Here is a 15,347-nt window from a genome sequence, read left to right on the forward strand (position 1 = left end):
ATGAGTAACAAGTGAGTAACACTTTGTTTTATTCGCTTCCACGTAAGTTCAAGGGGAGCCGATCACAAAGACGAAAAATGGGACGAACGGAAGACGCCATGATGATCAATAGCGCGATAACAAAAAAACAGCCCAAAGTTTTGGTGATTTATGCCCACCCTGAGTCACACACGTCTGTAGCCAATCAAGTGATGATTAAGAAAATCTCCTCATTGTCGCACGTGACTATTCGTGACCTTTACGCCATCTACCCAGATTTCTTTATTGATGTGAAAGCCGAGCATAAATTGTTGCTTGAGCACGATGTTATTGTTCTGCATCACCCGATGTTTATGTATTCCTGCCCTGCGTTACTCAAAGAGTGGATTGACCGTGTGTTGGGAAAGGGCTTTGCGTTTGGGCAAGGCCAAGCGTTGGCGGGGAAGTATTGGCGCAGCGTCATCACCACCGGTGGCAAAAAAGAAGCCTTTAGCGCCAAAGGCTACAATAAATACCCACTCGAAGAGATTCTGCAGCCATTTGAATTAACCGCGGCACTGTGTCAAATGCACTGGATTGAACCTTTAGTGCTCTATTGGGCGAGAAATGTCTCTGATGTAGAACGCTATCAACATGCTGAGCAGTATCGGCAGTGGCTCAACGATCCGCTAGGAGGTTTTGATGGCTCTCACCAGTGATTTTTTGCAAACCAGTGTGGTCTTTCTCTCTGCTGCGGTAGTTGCGGTGCCACTGGCGCAGCGCTCGGGATTGGGTTCGGTCCTAGGTTATCTACTGGCTGGTGTGGCCATTGGCCCGTGGGGATTGGGGCTTATTAGCGATGTTGACGCCATCTTACACTTTGCCGAGCTTGGCGTGGTACTGCTGCTGTTTCTGATTGGTTTGGAGTTGAATCCGAAAAAATTATGGCAAATGCGCGGTCCTATTTTAGGCTTAGGTGGCGCTCAGGTGGTGATCACCACCTTACTGATTGCCATTATCATCCAATGGTTTGGCGTGAGTTGGAATACTGCGCTGGTGATTGGAATGGGGCTTGCGCTCTCGTCCACCGCGATTGCGCTTAAAGTGCTTGAAGAGCAAGGGCTCGCAAGAACGGAGACGGGTCAGTCTGGCTTTGCCGTGTTGCTGTTCCAAGATATTGCCGTTATTCCTATGCTCGCGTTGCTGCCGCTGTTGGCGGGAAGTGGCATGAGTGGCAATTGGCTGAGTTCCTTACTGACCTTTTCTGCGGTGGTTGGGCTGTTGGTTGGTGGGCACTTTTTATTGCGACCGCTGTTTCGCTATGTGGTGTTAACGGGGGTCAGAGAACTGTTTACCGTCACTGCTTTACTGGTGGTGCTTGGTATTGCGATGCTGATGCAGCAGTTGGGTTTATCGATGGCTCTTGGCACTTTCTTAGCTGGGGTGTTGTTGGCGGAAAGTGAATATCGCCATGAGCTAGAGATTGCGATTGAGCCTTTTAAAGGGTTGCTACTTGGCCTGTTTTTCATTGCGGTCGGCATGGCGGTCAACTTAGGGTTACTGGTGGTCCATCCGATAGAAGTGATTTCTGCGGTGTTGGGATTGGTGGCGCTTAAAGGGGCAGTGCTTTACTTGCTGGGGCGCGTGAGTCGTATGCGTGCGAAAGCGCGTAGCCGTATGGCGGCGATTCTTAGCCAAGGGGGAGAGTTTGCCTTTGTTATTTTTACTGCGGCGAGCAAAGAGGGGGCTGCTCAATCCCAGTGAAGTCTCGTTCTTACTGGTGGTGGTGAGTTTGTCGATGGTCACCACCCCACTATTGCTCAATATTCAAAAATGGTGGTATGCCCGAACGTTAAATCAAGAGAGTGACGTGCTGGCACCGGATGTCGTGGATACGGAGCCGCGAGTGATCATTGCGGGTTTTGGCCGTTTTGGTCAGATTGTCGGCCGCCTACTGTATGCCAACAAGATCAAAGTAACGGTCTTGGAGAGCGATGCTAGCCAGATCCAACTGTTACGGAAATATGGCTACAAGGTTTTTTATGGCGACGCCACTCAGTTAGATTTGCTACGAGCGGCAGGCGCGGCCAAAGCCGAAGCGTTAGTGATTTGTACTGATTCACCGGATCAAGTGATGAGCATTGTTGAGTTGTGTCAGCAGCATTTCCCTAATTTGAAAGTGTTGGCGCGAGCGCGTAGCCGTGTGGAAGCTTATCAATTGCTCAGTCATGGTGTGAGCTCCTATTCGCGTGAGACCTTTTTAGGCGCGCTTGATCTTGGACGTCAAACCTTAGTGGAAATCGGCATGCACCCCTATCAAGCAAAGCGGGCGGAAGCGCATTTTCGCAAGCTAGATAATGCTATGCTTAAAGAGTTATTGCCGCAGCACAATCAAGATAAAAAATTGGCACAGCGTGCTAAAGAAGCGAGAAAAGAACTAGAAGAAATCTTTGCGCATGAGATGGAAAACGATCATCAATCGCGAAATTTCTGGGATGAAAGGTAGTCATGTTAGTAAAAAGCAAAAAACGTTTTATTGCCGGGGCCAGTTGTCCTTCGTGTCAGCAGCAAGACACTCTATTGTGGTGGAGTGAGAACAATATCGAGCTGGTGGAATGCGTCGAGTGTGACTTCAAAGAGCAACGCAAGCCAAAGTCTGTAGATAAAAATAAACACGCGGATCAAGAAATGATCGGTATTTTTAAGCCGGAATAATTGAGTTTCTCAGATTGATCCCCATAATATCGGCATTGATATTTGGTTCTGACTGATTGGGATTGGTCAGGCAAATTAACCTCTCTGGAGTAGTTATGAAAATTGAAAAGAACGTGGTTGTTAGCCTTGCGTATCAGGTAAAACTGGAAGATGGCATTGTGGTTGACTCTTCAACAACCGATGCACCACTGGATTACCTGCACGGTCACAACAACCTAATCACTGGCCTAGAAAACGAGCTTGAAGGCAAAGTGGCGGGTGATAAATTCACAGTGACAGTTGCTCCGGAAGATGCGTACGGCGAGCACAACGATGCGTTGGTTCAACGTGTACCAGCGGAAGTATTCCAAGGTGTTGACCAAATTGAAGTGGGCATGCGTTTCCTTGCTGACACAGACCAAGGTCCAATCCCTGTTGAAGTAACTGAAGTTGATGGCGATGAAGTGGTGGTTGATGGTAACCACATGCTGGCTGGCCAGACACTGACATTCGACGTAGAAGTGGTTGCTGTGCGTGAAGCAACAGCGGAAGAGATCGAGCACGGTCATATCCACCAAGGTGGCGGTTGCTGTGGTGGTCACGATCATGACCATGATCACGACCACGAAGGCGGTTGTTGTGGCGGCGAAGGTCACGGCCACGGCCACGGCGAAAAAGACGGCTGCTGCGGTGGCGGTAGCTGCGGTTCACACTAATTGAACCCATCTCTCGAATAAATCGGGAAAGCTAAGATAAACAAGCGCAAGCGGAGAAATCTGCTTGCGCTTTTTTCTATTCTACGCTCAGATATTGGCCAAGGATTCTTAACGAGTAGAGCCACGATGAACAAGCCTTTTTCCATTGCCGTTCACGGCGGTGCCGGCACCATTTTACGCAGCCAGATGAGTGATGAGCTCAAAGAGACCATTTTGTCCGATTTACAACAAGCGGTCAGAGCTGGATATCAGTTACTCGAGCAAGGTGCTGATGCGCTGGATGCGGTGGTGGCCGCGGTCAAAGTCTTGGAAGACTCGCCGAATTTCAATGCAGGAAAAGGTTCGGTACTGACTCACAATGAAATGGTGGAGATGGATGCCTCCGTGATGCACGGACGAGAGCTCAAAGCGGGTGCCGTTGCTGGGGTTCGCCATATCAAAAACCCGATTGAACTGGCACGTGATGTGATGCAAAACAGTGCTCATGTCCTGCTCATTGGAGAAGGGGCAGAGAAATTTGCTTTTGAGCAAGGCCACCAGTACACCGAACAGGATTATTTCTTTACTGACCGACGCTATGAGCAACTGCTCTCGATGCGTGAAAAAGGCTTGTTTGCGTTGTCAGAAGCCAAATATCCCGATGATAAAAAACATGGCACGGTGGGGGCGGTGGCGCTGGATCAGCAAGGCAATCTTGCGGCCGCCACCAGTACGGGCGGAGTGACCAATAAAAAATACGGTCGCGTTGGCGATTCTGCACTGATTGGCTGTGGCACCGTGGCGGAAAATGGCGTGGTGGCCGTTTCGACCACTGGGGTGGGCGAGTTCTTTATTCGTAAGCGTGTGGCTGAAGATGTTGCGGCGCGAATGCGCTATCTCAACGAAGATGTGCATACGGCGTGCGAGCACATTATTCACGGAGAGCTGAAGAGCATGGGCGGAGAAGGCGGTTTAATTGCGCTTGATGCGCAGGGGGAAATTCACTTTGCCATGAACAGCTCCGGTATGTATCGAGCGGCCATCAATACCCAAGGCGAGCTTTGCGTGAAAATCTACGCTGACGAATAAACAACGCAGCAACCCACCATCTACTATCCGTAACAAAACACTAAGCCCAGCAGATGTGCTGGGCTTAGTTGATTTTGAACTTAACTTTTGAGTTTAGTAATGCGGTGGTGGCGGCTCTTTCGCTGGGTCCACCATGTTTGAGCTATCCATATTCTTCATTTTGCCGACCACATACTTCATCTGATCTTGCATCTTGGCAATTAGCAGTTGCTGCTGCGTCAGAGCGTCGTTCAGTTCTTCAATCGTCTGTTCTTGAAACGCCACCTGACACTCCAAGTCATTGATGCGGTTTTCAAGCAATGCGATGGTTTTTTCTGTCATGCTTAATTCTCCAATGGCCATGCTTGGGCGATGCCTGCAGAGGTCGCCGTAATCACTCGGCGCTGAGCATCAAAAGCGGCATCATACACTACCGCGCGAGGAGGGCGAGCATCTTTTAACGGTTCCACCTCATAACTTTCAATTTGTTTACCGCTGGTGGTATTCCAAACCGCGACTCGACCTGAAGGGGTACCTGTCACCAGTAAACGACCATCATCAGAAAAACGTGCTGTAGAGAAGATTAACTGGCGTGACCAACTTTTTAATTGGCTAATTTGTTGACCCGTTTTCAAATCCCACACAATCGCTTGGTTGCCGCCATCCGAGGTGAAGGCTAGTTGGCCGTCACGTTGTAAGGCAACTCGATTGACGCGCTCTTCGTGCTCAAAGGTGCGCATTACTAATCCGGTTTCGGTATCCCAAAGGTAGGCTTTGTAATCATTTCCGCCAGTCAGTGCGAAACGACCATTGGCGGAGATGGCGACAGAATTGACTTTTTCTCGGTGAGCAAGGAACTCCATTCTCCGTCCGGTGACTAAGTTGACGTAAATGGCTTTCCCGTTGGATAAACCAAGGAGGACTTGTTCGCCGTTACTGCTGATATCAACATCACGGATCAACCCGTCTGAGATCGACCAAAGACCTTCAGACTGGCTTAAGCCAAGATCCCACACCGCAAAGTTCATTTGCGTGGCGGTCACCGCGAAGCGGCCGTTATCAGAGATTCGGATGTTGGACACGACGTTGGCTTCAGGATCTTGCTCGCCGAGTTGGGCAAGTTCTTTGCTCTCGACCAAATCCCACAGCACCAAATGGCGTTGGGTTGAGTAGAGCAACGCAAAACGGCCATCACGACTTAAGGCGAAACTGGTGGAACCTTGTGGTTCGATTTCCCAACGTTGTTCATCCTGCGTAGAAAAAAAACAGCCATTTAACAGAGGAATGACAATTAGCAAGAGTAAGGAATGAAGAATTCTTTGCATCACATCTAATAATCCGGTTTGTGTCCCAAGACATATAGCTAGTATATTGGTATAACAATCGACTTCACCAATCTGTTATGAGATTTGTGGACAATAACCAATGGTTTATCCATTAATTGGAGAGTTTAATGAAATCAGTTTTAAAAGTGTCACTGCTTGCAGCTACTGTAATGCTGGCAGTCGGCTGTCAGAAAGAAGAAGCAAAACCCGCAGCCGCACCACAAGCAGAGCAGGTACAGGCAGAAACCGGTAAAGCGGTTCACTTTAAATCAGAAGATGACAAAGCGGCTTACGCAATCGGCGTGTCGTTTGCTAACTACTTAAGTGCAAGCCTAGACAAGCCAAGTGAAATTGGTATCAACCTAAATAAAGATTTGGTGCTTAAAGGTATCGAGCATGTTTTTGCTGGTAACCCTGAGCTGAATGAAGAAGAAACACGCGCGGCACTAGAAGCGCTAGATAAGCGTGTTGCTGAAACCATGCAGAAGAAAGCGGCAGAAAAAGCAGACGCTGCAAAGAAAGCCGGTGATGAATTCCGCGCTGAGTTTGAAAAACAAGAAGGTGTGGTGAAGACGGATACTGGCCTTCTATACCAAGTGATCACGCCTGCTGAAGGTGAGAAGCCAAAAGACACTGACACAGTTCAAGTTCACTACAAAGGCACATTAACAGATGGTACTCAGTTCGATAGCTCTTACGATCGTGGTGAGCCAGCAACTTTCCCACTGAACCGAGTTATCCCAGGTTGGACGGAAGGCGTTCAATTGATGCCAGTCGGCTCTAAGTTCAAGTTCGTTATTCCACCTGAGCTAGCGTACGGCGCGCAAGATACGCCAAGCATTCCAGCGAACTCAACATTGGTGTTCGAAGTCGAACTATTGAAGATCGAAAACGGCGACAACGCGCAGTAATTTGCAATAGTTTAGCAATCAAAAGGGCTCGAATCATTCGAGCCCTTTTTTGTTCTAAGTCACTAGTTCGTCACTTAGCTAGGTGTTCTGCTCAAAATTTCTGATAAACTTACAGCAATTTGTTGATTATTCGCTCTAAGGCTAAGAAAAAGTGACAACGACAGAAACACTAACTGCAGATATGTTGCTCGAAATGGAGTCCGTTCATGTGAAGCCATTTACTGAGCACGACAAAATCATTCTTCGTTCTTATGAAGCCGTGGTTGACGGGATTGCCAGCCTGATTGGGCCATTTTGTGAGATCGTTTTACACTCGCTGGAAGACTTAAACACCTCCGCGATCAAAATCGCGAACGGTGAGAACACAGGCCGTCAGGTCGGCTCCCCAATTACCGATTTAGCGCTCAAAATGTTGCGTGATATCGAAGGGTCTGAGCGTAACTTCTCACGTTCGTACTTTACTCGCGCCAAGGGCGGGGTATTGATGAAATCGATCACCGTCGCAATCCGTAACGGAGACAATCGTGTCATTGGCTTGTTGTGTATCAACGTCAATTTGGATGCACCATTCTCGCAAGTCTTGCAATCTTTCATGCCAACGGAAGAAGCGAAGCAAGCGGCTTCCTCTGTTAACTTCGCAAGTGATGTGGAAGAGTTGGTGGATCAAACGGTTGAGCGCACCATTGAAGAAATCAATGCCGATAAATCCGTCTCCAACAACACTAAGAACCGTCAAATCGTCATGGAACTGTTTGATAAAGGCATTTTTGATATTAAAGATGCCATCAACCGAGTGGCTGACCGACTGAATATTTCCAAACACACGGTTTACCTCTACATCCGTCAGCGTAAAACTGAGGAAGATGAGAAGTGAGCACGTTACGCTACACTTTGGTGGTGAATGGCTCTGTATATGGTAGCCAATCGGCGCGAACGGCGTATCAGTTTGCTACCGCTTTGATAGAGAAAGGACATACCTTAGTGAGTGTCTTTTTCTATCAAGATGGTGTTACCAATGGCACTGAGCTCACCGTGCCTGCTAATGATGAATTTCATTTGACCAAAGCATGGCAACAGTTGGCAAAGCAACATAATGTAAGGCTGGAGACCTGTGTCGCTGCCGCACTGCGTCGCGGTGTTGTGAGCCAATCTGAGGCCGCGCAGCATGGTCTGTTGCAACATAATCTGGCGGAAGGGTTCGAACAAGCAGGTTTGGGCAGTTTGGCAGAAGCGATGTTAACCCAAGATAGAGTGGTACAATTTTGAGTCAGTTAACGTATCTCTTTCGCACCGCGCCACACAGCAGCTCTTCTGGTAGAGAAGGCGTTGATGCGTTGCTCGCGGCCTCCGCGTATTGCGAAGCGATCAGCGTGGTCTTCATCGGTGATGGTGTCTATCAGTTGCTGGCAGGTCAGCAAACGGCCTCCATTCTGTGTAAAGATTATGCGCCAATGTTCAAGTTATTTGATTTGTACGATATTGAGCACGTGTACGTTTGCCAGCAATCGCTGCAGCAACGTGGCTTAACGAGTGAAGATTTGCTCATTGAGGTTGAGGTGGTTGACACTGCGCGGCTACAAGGTGTTCTTCATAACTCGGCGCAACTGCTTTCATTCTAAGGAATCTCATGCTTCATTTGATTAAGAGCTCTCACGCCTTGGAAGAGGCTCTACTCCTCTGCACTGCATCTGACGCCATCGTCTTATTGGAAGAAGCGGTTTATGCCGCCACATCTGTGCACCCATTGCGGTCACTCTTACCTAAACAGGGCGTATATGTGCTACACGCTGATGTACTGGCAAGAGGCCTTGAATCGCGACTAAGCACCAATATTCCCATCGTGGACTACCACCAATTGGTTGATTTAACGGTGGAACATTCACCTTCACTAACGTGGTCGTAACCCATTCTTCTGTGTTTGTAGAGGAGAGGAAAACGAGTTGGACAAAAAAGATCCGTATATTTCTTGACACACTTCTCACTGCTGCATAGAATTTTGCGTCCCTAACTCGCTTGCGTGGTTGGGGATTAGATTTTTCACAAAGCTTACTTTAAGTAAATCAGGAGCTAGTTAATGGCAACTATTAACCAGTTGGTACGCAAGCCACGTGCGAAGCAAGTTGTTAAAAGCAACGTGCCAGCACTTGAAGCGTGCCCACAAAAACGTGGTGTATGTACTCGTGTTTACACAACTACACCTAAAAAACCTAACTCAGCACTTCGTAAAGTTTGTCGTGTACGTCTGACAAACGGCTTCGAAGTAACATCGTACATCGGCGGTGAAGGTCACAACCTTCAGGAGCACTCGGTTGTTCTTATCCGTGGTGGCCGTGTTAAAGACCTTCCAGGTGTTCGCTACCACACAGTACGTGGTGCACTTGACTGTGCAGGCGTGAACAACCGTAAACAAGGTCGTTCTAAGTACGGTGTGAAACGTCCTAAGTCTTAATGCCCTTCTTGTTACAAGAGAAGCGTTAAGTAAGGCCAAACACTAAAATTAAATTTTAATTTTGAAGAAACTGAAAAGTTTTGGATAACCTGAAGAATAAGACAACGGAGAATATCCATGCCACGTCGTCGCGTTATTGGTCAGCGTAAGATCCTTCCAGATCCAAAGTTCAAATCTGAACTGCTGGCAAAATTCGTTAACATCCTTATGGTTGACGGTAAAAAATCTGTTGCAGAGAAAATTGTTTACACTGCACTAGACACTATGGCTGAGAAATCTGGTAAAGATCACTTAGCTGTATTTGAAGAAGCTCTTGAAAACGTTCGCCCAGCGGTAGAGGTTAAATCTCGCCGTGTTGGTGGTTCAACTTACCAAGTTCCAGTAGAAGTACGTCCGGTTCGCCGTAACGCACTTGCTATGCGTTGGTTGGTTGAAGCTGCGCGTAAGCGTGGTGAAAAATCTATGGCTGCTCGCCTAGCGGCTGAAATGCTAGACGCGTCAGACAACAAAGGTACTGCTGTTAAGAAACGTGAAGACGTTCACCGTATGGCAGAAGCGAACAAAGCATTCGCTCATTACCGCTGGTAATACCTTCTGTGCTGCGAGGTCCTCTCGCAGCACTTTTCTACACTCTAAGGAATCCCTTAGTAAGAGGATACAATCGTGGCTCGTAAAACTCCTATTGAGCGCTACCGTAACATCGGTATCTGTGCTCACGTAGATGCAGGTAAAACAACCACAACTGAGCGTATTCTGTTCTACACTGGCCTTTCTCACAAAATCGGCGAAGTTCACGATGGTGCTGCAACCATGGACTGGATGGAGCAGGAGCAGGAGCGTGGTATTACAATCACATCTGCTGCGACTACGACCTTCTGGCGTGGTATGGAAGCACAATTCCAAGATCATCGCGTAAACATCATTGATACCCCTGGACACGTTGACTTTACTATCGAAGTAGAGCGTTCTCTTCGTGTACTTGATGGTGCTGTGGTTGTGTTCTGTGGCTCATCTGGTGTTGAACCTCAGTCTGAAACTGTATGGCGTCAAGCAGACAAATACCACGTTCCACGTATGGTATTCGTTAACAAGATGGACCGTGCAGGCGCAGACTTCCTACGCGTTGTGGACCAAATTAAAAATCGTCTTGGTGCAAATCCTGTTCCGATTCAACTAAACGTTGGTGCGGAAGAGGACTTTAAAGGTGTCATCGACCTAATCAAGATGAAAATGATCAACTGGAATGAAGCCGATCAAGGCATGACCTTCACTTATGAAGAGATTCCAGCGGACATGATCGAACTTGCTGAAGAATGGCGCAACAACCTTGTTGAAGCGGCAGCGGAAGCAAACGAAGAGCTAATGGATAAGTACCTTGAAGAAGGTGAGCTGACTGAAGCTGAGATCAAACAAGCCTTACGTGCTCGTACACTAAACAACGAAATCGTACTTGCTACTTGTGGTAGTGCGTTCAAAAACAAAGGTGTTCAAGCGGTATTGGATGCAGTGATCGAATACTTACCATCGCCAATTGATGTTCCTGCTATCAAGGGTATCGACGAAAATGACAACGAAGTTGAGCGTCATGCTGACGACAACGAGCCGTTTTCTGCGTTGGCATTCAAGATTGCAACTGACCCATTTGTAGGAACGCTAACCTTTATTCGTGTCTACTCTGGTGTAGTAAATACAGGTGATGCTGTTTACAACTCCGTGAAGCAAAAGAAAGAGCGTTTTGGACGTATCGTTCAGATGCACGCGAATAAACGTGAAGAAATTAAAGAAGTTCGCGCAGGTGACATCGCAGCAGCGATTGGTCTGAAAGACGTTACAACGGGTGATACCCTCTGTAACTCAGACCACAAAGTTGTCCTTGAACGAATGGAATTCCCTGAGCCAGTGATTCAAATCGCGGTTGAACCGCGTTCGAAAGCTGACCAGGAGAAAATGGGTATTGCACTAGGTAAACTGGCTGCAGAAGACCCATCATTCCGCGTAGAAACGGATGCGGAAACTGGTCAGACGCTGATCTCTGGTATGGGTGAACTACACCTAGATATCATCGTTGATCGCATGAAGCGCGAATTCAGCGTGGATTGTAACGTAGGTAAACCTCAGGTTGCTTACCGTGAAACTATTCGTGGTAAATCGGAAGTTGAAGGTAAGTTTGTTCGTCAATCAGGCGGTCGTGGTCAATATGGTCACGTGTGGATCAAACTTGAACCTTCTGAACCTGGTGCAGGTTTTGTCTTTGTTGATGAAGTGGTTGGTGGTGTTATTCCTAAGGAATACATCAGTTCGGTATCGAAAGGTATCGAAGAACAAATGAATAGTGGTGTACTAGCGGGTTACCCAGTACTCGACATTAAAGCGACACTATTTGACGGTTCTTACCACGATGTCGACTCGAGCGAAATGGCGTTTAAGATCGCTGGTTCGATGGCATTCAAGAAGGGTGCTCTAGAAGCGCAACCTGTTATTCTTGAGCCTATGATGAAGGTTGAAGTAACCACTCCAGAAGACTGGATGGGTGACGTGGTGGGTGACTTGAACCGTCGCCGCGGCATCATTGAAGGTATGGATGAAGGCGTAGCTGGTCTGAAGATCATTCGCGCTCAAGTGCCACTCTCTGAGATGTTTGGTTACGCTACCGACCTGCGCTCTGCGACTCAAGGTCGTGCCTCTTACTCGATGGAATTCTTCGAGTATGCAGAAGTGCCTAAGAACATTGCGGAAGCAATTGTCGCAGAACGTGGCTACTAATCGGGAGTATTGATCGTGAAAAAGGTTCTTTTTTGCAGATCAATACGTCCAAATATTGCGCTGACGAGCGTTGGCGCATAAAATAACAATTTCTGGCGCGTCTCGATCAATTCTGATCGTGGCGAATCATAACTAGGAAGGAACACGAACGTGTCTAAAGAAAAATTTGAACGTGTAAAACCGCACGTAAACGTTGGTACTATCGGCCACGTTGACCACGGTAAAACAACTCTAACTGCAGCTATCTGTACTACTCTTGCAAAAGTTTACGGCGGTGCTGCTCGTGACTTCGCATCAATCGACAACGCTCCAGAAGAGCGTGAGCGTGGTATCACAATCTCTACTTCTCACGTAGAGTACGACACTCCAGCTCGCCACTACGCACACGTAGACTGTCCTGGACACGCTGACTATGTTAAAAACATGATCACTGGTGCTGCACAGATGGACGGTGGTATCCTAGTTGTTGCTGCGACAGATGGCCCAATGCCACAAACTCGTGAGCACATCCTACTAGGCCGTCAGGTTGGTATCCCTTACATCATCGTATTCATGAACAAATGTGACATGGTTGATGATGAAGAGCTTCTAGAGCTAGTAGAAATGGAAGTTCGTGAACTTCTATCTGAATACGATTTCCCAGGTGATGACCTACCAGTTATCCAAGGTTCTGCACTAGGCGCACTAAACGGCGAAGAGCAGTGGGAAGCGAAAATCATCGAACTAGCTGAAGCTCTAGATACTTACATCCCAGAGCCAGAGCGTGCAATCGATCTACCATTCCTAATGCCAATCGAAGACGTATTCTCAATCCAAGGTCGTGGTACAGTAGTAACTGGCCGTATCGAGCGTGGTATTCTGAAAGTTGGTGATGAAGTAGCAATCGTAGGTATCAAAGATACTACAACTACTACATGTACTGGTGTTGAGATGTTCCGTAAGCTTCTAGACGAAGGTCGTGCGGGTGAGAACGTTGGTGCGCTACTACGTGGTACTAAGCGTGATGAAGTAGAACGTGGCCAAGTACTTGCTAAGCCAGGTTCAATCACTCCACACACTAAGTTCGAATCAGAAGTATACGTACTTTCTAAAGATGAAGGTGGTCGTCACACTCCATTCTTCAAAGGCTACCGTCCACAGTTCTACTTCCGTACAACTGACGTAACTGGTGATATCTCTCTACCAGAAGGCGTAGAAATGGTAATGCCTGGTGACAACATCCAAATGGTTGTTGAGCTAATCTCTCCAATCGCGATGGACGAAGGTCTACGTTTCGCGATCCGTGAAGGTGGCCGTACTGTTGGTGCTGGTGTTGTTGCTAAGATCTTCGCATAATTCTTTGAATTAAACGAAATCTTGCACTCTTCTTCAATTTGAAGAACAGCGCACAAGAAAAGAGGAAGCTTTAGCTTCCTCTTTTCGTTTATATAAAACATAGCTCGCTTAATAACAAAATAGTCTAAAAACACGCATTACTTATCATGGTAATGAGAATGATTATCCATTATATTTAACTTCGTGGCGGATAAGTTGAGTTGTAATATGTACGTTTGTTTGTGTCATGGTGTTTCAGACAAGAAAATTCGCAAGCTTGTTATTGAGCAAGGTGTTGCGGATATTCGTGGAATCAAGAAGTGCACTGCATTGGGAAGTCAATGTGGCAAATGCATACGTATGGCGAAAGAGATTATCAACGAAACTGCTCCGGCACTATTCAAGCAAGCCAGTTAACCTAAACGGCTTTCTTTTTGACACCTTCTCAATTGGTTCTACAGTTATAGAAGCCAAAGAGGAGGGCTATGTCATGAAAGGCGATCCAATAATTATTCAACATCTCAACAAAGTATTAGGCAATGAACTGATTGCCATTAACCAATACTTTCTCCATGCTCGTATGTATAAAGACTGGGGGCTCAAGCACCTCGCGGACAAGGAATATCACGAATCGATCGACGAGATGAAGCATGCAGACCATCTTGTTGAGCGTATTTTGTTTCTTGAAGGCATCCCAAATCTGCAAGACCTAGGCAAGCTCATGATTGGCGAAGATACCCAAGAAATGCTGGAGTGCGATTTAAAGCTGGAGATGGCTGCTATTCCCGATCTAAAAGCGGCGATTGCCTACGCAGAAGATGTGCACGACTATGTATCACGTGATCTTTTTCAAGATATCTTAGAAGACGAAGAAGAGCATGTGGACTGGCTTGAGACGCAACTAGGCCTTATTCAATTGACGGGTATTGAAAACTACTTACAGGCCCAGTTTGTTGATGAGGATTAATCTGACCTCTACGTCTATCGTACTCAAAAGCAAAAGGCGAGTTTTCACTCGCCCTTATTGTGTTAGCAATACAGTAAAATGTGTCAGTGATGGCGGTTACTCATAGCCATTTGGGTTGTTGGATTGCCAACGCCAAGTATCTACCACCATGGTCTCTAGTGAGCGTGTCGCTTTCCATCCCAATACTTGTTCTGCATAGGCTGGATTGGCCCAGCATTCAGCAATATCACCGGCACGGCGAGGTTTGATTTCGTAAGGAATCGGACGCTGAGCCGCTTTTTCAAAAGCCGCGACCATTTCAAGTACGCTGTTTCCTTGACCGGTACCAAGGTTAAAGATATGCAATCCTGCTTGCTGCCCCACTTTATTCAAAGCCGCCAAATGACCGTCTGCAAGGTCAATGACGTGAATGTAATCACGAACCCCAGTGCCATCTGGTGTTGGATAGTCGTCACCAAACACGCCCAGTTTTTCGCGTCGACCAACCGCAACTTGAGCGACAAAGGGCAATAAGTTGTTTGGAATGCCTTGAGGATCCTCGCCGAGCAAGCCTGACTCGTGAGCGCCCACTGGATTGAAATAACGCAGCAGAGTAATGCTCCAATCAGGATTGGCTTTGTGGAAGTCAGTCAGACACTCTTCCACCATCAATTTGCTGCGGCCATAAGGGTTGGTGGCTGAGGTTGGGAAATCTTCACGGATTGGTACGGAGGCTGGATCACCATAGACGGTGGCGGACGAACTGAAAATAAGGCTCTTAACACCAGCTTTATCCATTTCTCGGACAAGATTTAGGGTGCCTGACACATTGTTATCATAATACATCAGAGGTTTTTCAACCGATTCTCCTACTGCCTTTAGGCCTGCAAAGTGGATGACGCCTTGGATATCGTGCTGAGCAAAGACGTGCTGCAGAATCTCACTGTCACGAATGTCACCTTGATAGAAAGTGGGGCGCACGCCTGTGACCTGTTCAATGCGATCGAGTACCAGCAATTTGCTGTTATAAAGATTGTCCAAAATGATGGGCGTCATTCCTGCTTCGATCATCTGAATGCAGGTGTGGCTGCCAATATAACCGCTGCCACCGGTGACCAGTATGTTCATAGTTGTCCTCTGAAATTATATTTCCAATTATCTAGCCAAATTAACTTTGTGAGTTTATTAGAAAAGATTCTCGATGAACAGGATAGGGCAAAGTCA

18 protein-coding genes and 1 pseudogene are annotated in these 15,347 nt (G+C 47.2%); 16 read left to right on the forward strand and 3 right to left on the reverse strand.

What is annotated here, in order from left to right:
• Positions 1-98 precede the first annotated feature (98 nt).
• From kefG to AOT11_RS08400, 5 genes and pseudogenes are all read left to right on the forward strand, one after another.
• Complete coding sequence (gene kefG, locus AOT11_RS08380; RefSeq protein ID WP_013571005.1) at positions 99-677, forward strand: glutathione-regulated potassium-efflux system ancillary protein KefG; 579 nt, start codon at positions 99-101, stop codon at positions 675-677.
• A pseudogene (gene kefB / locus AOT11_RS08385) lies at positions 661-2,464 on the forward strand (glutathione-regulated potassium-efflux system protein KefB). Before kefG ends, kefB begins: the two are co-directional and overlap by 17 nt.
• A 2-nt stretch (positions 2,465-2,466) precedes the next feature.
• Positions 2,467-2,673 carry a YheV family putative zinc ribbon protein gene (locus tag AOT11_RS08390; RefSeq protein WP_011079305.1) on the forward strand — a complete coding sequence of 69 codons (207 nt, stop codon included), beginning with the start codon at positions 2,467-2,469 and terminating at the stop codon, positions 2,671-2,673.
• Between the two features lie 95 nt (positions 2,674-2,768).
• Positions 2,769-3,368: a peptidylprolyl isomerase gene (slyD, locus tag AOT11_RS08395; RefSeq protein ID WP_061778597.1), complete on the forward strand. Its 600-nt coding sequence runs from the start codon at positions 2,769-2,771 to the stop codon at positions 3,366-3,368.
• 126 nt (positions 3,369-3,494) lie between these two features.
• Complete coding sequence (locus AOT11_RS08400; protein ID WP_061778596.1) at positions 3,495-4,436, forward strand: isoaspartyl peptidase/L-asparaginase family protein; 942 nt, start codon at positions 3,495-3,497, stop codon at positions 4,434-4,436.
• A gap of 93 nt (positions 4,437-4,529) precedes the next feature.
• On the opposite strand, the gene AOT11_RS08405 is transcribed toward AOT11_RS08400, so the two are convergent.
• Both AOT11_RS08405 and AOT11_RS08410 read right to left on the reverse strand, forming a co-directional pair.
• Complete coding sequence (locus AOT11_RS08405) at positions 4,530-4,757, reverse strand: SlyX family protein (protein WP_011079308.1); 228 nt, start codon at positions 4,755-4,757, stop codon at positions 4,530-4,532.
• A gap of 2 nt (positions 4,758-4,759) precedes the next feature.
• Positions 4,760-5,740, reverse strand: coding sequence for a WD40 repeat domain-containing protein (locus AOT11_RS08410; RefSeq protein WP_013571009.1), 981 nt, complete (start codon positions 5,738-5,740; stop codon positions 4,760-4,762).
• Between the two features lie 128 nt (positions 5,741-5,868).
• Here AOT11_RS08410 and fkpA point away from each other — a divergent pair, with 128 nt between their 5' ends.
• From fkpA to bfr, 11 genes are all read left to right on the forward strand, one after another.
• Positions 5,869-6,651, forward strand: a complete 783-nt coding sequence (gene fkpA / locus AOT11_RS08415; RefSeq protein WP_026130591.1) for an FKBP-type peptidyl-prolyl cis-trans isomerase — start codon at positions 5,869-5,871, stop codon at positions 6,649-6,651.
• A 151-nt stretch (positions 6,652-6,802) separates the two neighbouring features.
• Positions 6,803-7,525 (forward strand): helix-turn-helix transcriptional regulator, encoded by a 723-nt coding sequence (locus AOT11_RS08420; RefSeq protein ID WP_011079311.1) that lies wholly within the window; start codon positions 6,803-6,805, stop codon positions 7,523-7,525.
• Positions 7,522-7,917 carry a sulfurtransferase complex subunit TusD gene (tusD, locus tag AOT11_RS08425; RefSeq protein ID WP_038963473.1) on the forward strand — a complete coding sequence of 132 codons (396 nt, stop codon included), beginning with the start codon at positions 7,522-7,524 and terminating at the stop codon, positions 7,915-7,917. Before AOT11_RS08420 ends, tusD begins: the two co-directional genes overlap by 4 nt.
• Positions 7,914-8,270 carry a sulfurtransferase complex subunit TusC gene (tusC, locus tag AOT11_RS08430; protein ID WP_038963472.1) on the forward strand — a complete coding sequence of 119 codons (357 nt, stop codon included), beginning with the start codon at positions 7,914-7,916 and terminating at the stop codon, positions 8,268-8,270. The genes tusD and tusC overlap by 4 nt, the downstream gene beginning before the upstream one ends.
• A gap of 8 nt (positions 8,271-8,278) precedes the next feature.
• Complete coding sequence (tusB, locus tag AOT11_RS08435) at positions 8,279-8,554, forward strand: sulfurtransferase complex subunit TusB (protein ID WP_039450006.1); 276 nt, start codon at positions 8,279-8,281, stop codon at positions 8,552-8,554.
• Between the two features lie 171 nt (positions 8,555-8,725).
• Complete coding sequence (gene rpsL, locus AOT11_RS08440; RefSeq protein WP_011079315.1) at positions 8,726-9,100, forward strand: 30S ribosomal protein S12; 375 nt, start codon at positions 8,726-8,728, stop codon at positions 9,098-9,100.
• 117 nt (positions 9,101-9,217) lie between these two features.
• Entirely contained in the window at positions 9,218-9,688 is a 471-nt protein-coding gene (gene rpsG, locus AOT11_RS08445; RefSeq protein ID WP_011079316.1) for a 30S ribosomal protein S7, read from the forward strand.
• A 75-nt stretch (positions 9,689-9,763) separates the two neighbouring features.
• Positions 9,764-11,863 (forward strand): elongation factor G, encoded by a 2,100-nt coding sequence (gene fusA / locus AOT11_RS08450; protein ID WP_017419932.1) that lies wholly within the window; start codon positions 9,764-9,766, stop codon positions 11,861-11,863.
• A 150-nt stretch (positions 11,864-12,013) separates the two neighbouring features.
• Positions 12,014-13,198 (forward strand): elongation factor Tu, encoded by a 1,185-nt coding sequence (gene tuf, locus AOT11_RS08455; RefSeq protein WP_011079318.1) that lies wholly within the window; start codon positions 12,014-12,016, stop codon positions 13,196-13,198.
• 207 nt (positions 13,199-13,405) lie between these two features.
• The gene (locus AOT11_RS08460) at positions 13,406-13,594 is read left to right on the forward strand and encodes a (2Fe-2S)-binding protein (RefSeq protein WP_011079319.1); all 189 of its coding nucleotides are present in this window, start codon (positions 13,406-13,408) and stop codon (positions 13,592-13,594) included.
• A 73-nt stretch (positions 13,595-13,667) separates the two neighbouring features.
• A complete protein-coding gene (gene bfr, locus AOT11_RS08465) occupies positions 13,668-14,144 on the forward strand; it encodes a bacterioferritin (protein WP_011079320.1) in 477 nt (158 codons plus the stop codon).
• Positions 14,145-14,240: 96 nt separating this feature from the next.
• Here the strand turns inward: bfr and galE are convergent, their stop codons facing one another.
• Positions 14,241-15,251: a UDP-glucose 4-epimerase GalE gene (gene galE, locus AOT11_RS08470; RefSeq protein ID WP_017419632.1), complete on the reverse strand. Its 1,011-nt coding sequence runs from the start codon at positions 15,249-15,251 to the stop codon at positions 14,241-14,243.
• Positions 15,252-15,347: the final 96 nt, after the last annotated feature.

Origin of the sequence: Vibrio vulnificus NBRC 15645 = ATCC 27562, from assembly GCF_002224265.1 — a bacterium.
GTDB classification, from domain to species: Bacteria; Pseudomonadota; Gammaproteobacteria; order Enterobacterales; family Vibrionaceae; genus Vibrio; species Vibrio vulnificus.

What these genes read in the sequence shown, in the direction of transcription:
- kefG (WP_013571005.1), top strand. Translation starts at nt 99, where the DNA reads ATGATGATCAATAGCGCGATAACAAAAAAACAGCCCAAAGTTTTGGTG.
- AOT11_RS08390 (WP_011079305.1), top strand. Translation starts at nt 2,467, where the DNA reads ATGTTAGTAAAAAGCAAAAAACGTTTTATTGCCGGGGCCAGTTGTCCT.
- slyD (WP_061778597.1), top strand. Translation starts at nt 2,769, where the DNA reads ATGAAAATTGAAAAGAACGTGGTTGTTAGCCTTGCGTATCAGGTAAAA.
- AOT11_RS08400 (WP_061778596.1), top strand. Translation starts at nt 3,495, where the DNA reads ATGAACAAGCCTTTTTCCATTGCCGTTCACGGCGGTGCCGGCACCATT.
- AOT11_RS08405 (WP_011079308.1), bottom strand. Translation starts at nt 4,757, where the DNA reads ATGACAGAAAAAACCATCGCATTGCTTGAAAACCGCATCAATGACTTG.
- AOT11_RS08410 (WP_013571009.1), bottom strand. Translation starts at nt 5,740, where the DNA reads ATGCAAAGAATTCTTCATTCCTTACTCTTGCTAATTGTCATTCCTCTG.
- fkpA (WP_026130591.1), top strand. Translation starts at nt 5,869, where the DNA reads ATGAAATCAGTTTTAAAAGTGTCACTGCTTGCAGCTACTGTAATGCTG.
- tusB (WP_039450006.1), top strand. Translation starts at nt 8,279, where the DNA reads ATGCTTCATTTGATTAAGAGCTCTCACGCCTTGGAAGAGGCTCTACTC.
- rpsL (WP_011079315.1), top strand. Translation starts at nt 8,726, where the DNA reads ATGGCAACTATTAACCAGTTGGTACGCAAGCCACGTGCGAAGCAAGTT.
- rpsG (WP_011079316.1), top strand. Translation starts at nt 9,218, where the DNA reads ATGCCACGTCGTCGCGTTATTGGTCAGCGTAAGATCCTTCCAGATCCA.
- AOT11_RS08460 (WP_011079319.1), top strand. Translation starts at nt 13,406, where the DNA reads ATGTACGTTTGTTTGTGTCATGGTGTTTCAGACAAGAAAATTCGCAAG.
- bfr (WP_011079320.1), top strand. Translation starts at nt 13,668, where the DNA reads ATGAAAGGCGATCCAATAATTATTCAACATCTCAACAAAGTATTAGGC.
- galE (WP_017419632.1), bottom strand. Translation starts at nt 15,251, where the DNA reads ATGAACATACTGGTCACCGGTGGCAGCGGTTATATTGGCAGCCACACC.